General features: G+C 48.3%; 5 protein-coding genes. All 5 read right to left on the bottom strand.

Annotated elements, in window-relative coordinates; translation table 11 throughout:
- On the bottom strand, window positions 1–597 hold a 597-nt coding region (locus tag AB1466_06515), incomplete at its 3' end, for a class I tRNA ligase family protein (protein ID MEW6189736.1).
- On the bottom strand, window positions 594–1,259 hold the full coding sequence (epsC, locus tag AB1466_06510) for a serine O-acetyltransferase EpsC (GenBank protein ID MEW6189735.1): 666 nt from the start codon (window positions 1,257–1,259) through the stop codon (window positions 594–596). The genes AB1466_06515 and epsC, both read right to left, overlap by 4 nt.
- Window positions 1,260–1,274: 15 nt before the next feature.
- The gene (gene ispF, locus AB1466_06505; protein ID MEW6189734.1) at window positions 1,275–1,751 is read right to left on the bottom strand and encodes a 2-C-methyl-D-erythritol 2,4-cyclodiphosphate synthase; all 477 of its coding nucleotides are present in this window, start codon (window positions 1,749–1,751) and stop codon (window positions 1,275–1,277) included.
- A gap of 48 nt (window positions 1,752–1,799) precedes the next feature.
- Window positions 1,800–2,507: a 2-C-methyl-D-erythritol 4-phosphate cytidylyltransferase gene (gene ispD, locus AB1466_06500; protein ID MEW6189733.1), complete on the bottom strand. Its 708-nt coding sequence runs from the start codon at window positions 2,505–2,507 to the stop codon at window positions 1,800–1,802.
- Window positions 2,500–3,567, bottom strand: coding sequence for a TRAM domain-containing protein (locus AB1466_06495; GenBank protein MEW6189732.1), 1,068 nt, complete (start codon window positions 3,565–3,567; stop codon window positions 2,500–2,502). Before AB1466_06495 ends, ispD begins: the two co-directional genes overlap by 8 nt.
- Between the last annotated feature and the right edge of the window lie 192 nt (window positions 3,568–3,759).

Here is a 3,759-nt window from a genome sequence, read left to right as displayed (position 1 = left end):
TCCCCAAGGACTGGGCCAGGAAGGTTCACCGGACTTAGCCTTTTTCCAGAGAGCAAAATCCATGGGATGACGTTTGCGTGGATCGACTTCAACCCGCTCCCCAGCTCTCATCTCCTCCAGAGTGCGGTGAGAAAGCTTCCCGTAATCTTCAAATTTGGTGACTTCAAAGAAGACATCCCCATCAACGACATAGGCGTATCCCCTTTGTATGAGCTTTTCGATCATCTCCAGCATCTCCGGTATATGCTCGGTGGCTTTTGGTTGAACATCCACCGACTCCACACCCAAACTCTCCATGTCCTGGAGATAAGCCCGTGTATACTTCCTTGAGATCTCCTCGGTGGTGGTATTCTCCTCGCAGGCCCTGTTGATGATTTTATCATCAATATCGGTGATATTCTGGACGTAAGTGACCTCGTATCCCTTATACCTCAAATACCTTCCTATCACATCGAAGGCTACATAGCAACGCGCATTTCCGATGTGGATGTAGTTATAAACCGTGGGTCCACAGACGTACATTCCAATTTTGCCCTCTTCACGGGGGACAAGCTCTTCCTTTTTACCTGTCAAGGTATTATAAATCCTCAGGCTCATCCTTCCTTGCCACCTTCAACTTTATCCTCTCTCACCTCTTCGATTTTGTGCTCTAGCCTATCCAGACGACGGTGAATGGCATTAAACATCTCCGCCATGGGGTCTGGGAGCCTTTCATGGTGTAGATCGATGGTGGGAACCTTCTTCCCTTCCCGAACGACTATGCGACCGGGAACGCCCACCACGGTGCAGTTTGGAGGAACTGGATGGATGACCACGGCTCCCGCTCCCACAATTGAATTATCCCCCACGGTTACGGCACCCAGAACGGTTGCACCAGCGGCTATGACCACATTATCGCCTATGGTGGGGTGACGCTTTCCTCTTTCCTTTCCGGTTCCCCCCAAAGTTACACCTTGATAAAGGGTGACATTATCTCCAATTTCGGTGGTTTCTCCTATGACCACGCCCATGCCATGGTCTATGAAAAATCCTCGCCCAATCTGCGCCCCAGGGTGAATTTCAATGCCCGTTAAAAAACGACTAATGTGGGAGAGCAGGCGAGCGAGCAATCTTAGTCTCCTTCTATGTAACCAATGGGCTATGCGGTGAAAACAAATGGCATGAAACCCCGGATAAGCCAGGATAACCTCAAGGACGCTTGTGGCGGCGGGATCTCTATCGAGAGCCGCCTGAATATCCTCCTTTAAAGTACCAAACATCGTACACCCCCGTGTTTAAATTTCTTCCACCAGGGCCACGGCATAAGCGGCGATTCCTTCCCTGCGCCCGGTAAAGCCCAAACCTTCAGTGGTGGTGGCTTTGACGTTTACTTGATCCCTCTCCATATCTAAAGTATGAGCGATCTTTCCCTTCATCTCGTCGCGAAAGGGAGCAATTTTTGGCTCCTCGAGGGCCACCACCACATCTAAATTAACCACTTTATACTCCCGTTCAGTCAAGATTTTTTTGACCTCAGAGAGCAGAGTCAGGCTGGAGATATCCCTATAACTCTCATCCGTATCCGGGAAATGTAGTCCGATATCTCCCTCCGAGATGGCTCCCAAGATGGCATCGATGATTGCATGGATAACCACATCGGCATCCGAATATCCCTTCAGTCCCAAGGGAAAGGGGATGTGCACCCCTCCCAAAACCAAGGGGCGGTTGGGGGTAAATTTATGAGCATCAAAGCCAATACCAACCCTCATCATTCCACCTTTGTCACGGGGTCAAGGGACATGAGACATGGTACTTTTCACTCATGACCGTGACCCTTGTCTCCTTTTAAGAATGGCTTCGGCCATCAGTAAATCTTCGGGAGTCGTTATTTTAATATTTTCATGGGAACCCATGATCATTCTTATGCGGTACTCCATTCTCTCGAGGAGAACCGCGTCATCGGTACCATAAAAATTATCGGATTTCGCCTGCTTGTGAGCCTCAAGTAGTGGCTTTAATTGAAATACTTGGGGGGTTTGAGCGGACCACAATTTCGCGCGTGGACGAGTTCGGACTACCCTTTCATCCTCTACCTCTTTGATGGTATCCGTAGCGGGGATTCCGACCACCACACCATCCCAACCCTTCAACGCAGAAATTGCCTTCTCTATGATTTGAGGGGTTACAAGGGGGCGCGCTCCATCATGGATTATCACCGTTGTGGTTCCTTTGGGAAGGACTTGGAGACCATTGTACACGGAGTCCTGCCTTTTAGGCCCCCCAGCGACCACCTCTAATACCTTGGAGAGTCCGTATTTTTCGACGATTTCGTCTCGACAAAACTCTATATCCTCGGGATTTGCCACCACTATAACCTGATGTATGGGGGTACAATCTTCAAAGACCTGGAGGGTATGGGCTAAAATTGGTTTGTCACCCAGGAGAATATATTGTTTACCACCTTCAAGCCCCATCCTCTCCCCCCTTCCCGCAGCGGCGATCACAGCAACATTTATGACCTTAAGCACTGGTTGCCTCCACATCTTTGAGCTTAGCGAAGATCATTCTTCCCGCCGGAGTTTGAAGGACACTCGTCACCAAAACCTCGACATCCTCACCGACGAACTTCTTCCCCCCATCCACTACGACCATGGTCCCATCATCCAGGTACCCAACACCCTGTCCGGCTTCCTTCCCTTCCCTTAAAATACGTACGCTCATTTCTTCACCCGGTAAGACCACTGGTTTAAGGGCATTTGCAAGTTCATTGATATTGAGGACACTCACCCCTTGTAATTCAGCGACTTTATTTAAATTGTAATCATTGGTGAGGATTACACCATCCAATTCCTTAGCAAGGCGAACCAACTTGGCATCGACATCCGAAAGTTCTGGGTAATCCTGCTCCAAAATGTGGATTTCAACTTTTGGCTCCCGCTGAAGTGCACCTAAAACATCCAATCCCCTACGTCCTCGATTTCTCTTGAGGATATCTTCAGAATCGGCGATTTTCTGTAGCTCCTTCAATACGAAGCGAGGCAGATTTAGCCGCCCCTCAATGAAACCGGTTCCGCAAATATCGGCAATCCGTCCATCGATGATGACGCTGGTATCCAAGATCTTTTCCGCGGGGAAATATGTTGCCTTTGATATCTTAACCTGGGATAAAATCCGAAGCACTCCTCGAAAATCCTCCTTTTTGCGGAGTGAGAGGCGTATCCCCAAATAGCCCAAGAGGATGAAGGCCAGAATTGTTAAGAAGATGTCCAATAATTTCAGTTCCGATGGCAGATACTTTAAAGGCCAGGAGATGAGGGTGGCAAGGATTAATCCAATTATCAGACCCAGTGCACCGATTATCAGATCCAAACTGGGAATCTTCTGGACATTGACCTCAATCCAATTTATCACTTTAACCAGCCATCTGCCAGTAATCCCCCCCAAAACATACCCGACCCCAGAACCAATTATCATGTATGATATGATTCCGATGAGCTTGGGGATGGGTGCCTTGATCACATTCACTAACTGATAACCAGCGATAGCTCCTGTGATGACGAAAAGGATACGAATGATGCGAATGAGCATCGTCAACAACTCCTATCTTTTGTGAACTTGAATGAGCGATCAAATTGTCCTCCTTGAAAAACCCTCCAATTTGCCTCTGTGCAAATCTTAGCACAGGTAGAAGGAGAGGGCAAAACCCCAAAACCTCAGTAGAGTTCCGTTTATTGGTGATTGAAAAATTTTGAGATAGAAATGGGACCCAATCTTTGGTAG

The organism is Actinomycetota bacterium, assembly GCA_040755895.1.
Classification (GTDB): domain Bacteria; phylum Actinomycetota; class Aquicultoria; order Subteraquimicrobiales; family Subteraquimicrobiaceae; genus Subteraquimicrobium.
Note: the sequence above shows the minus strand (reverse complement) of the source record. Positions and strands in the feature narration are given on the sequence as shown.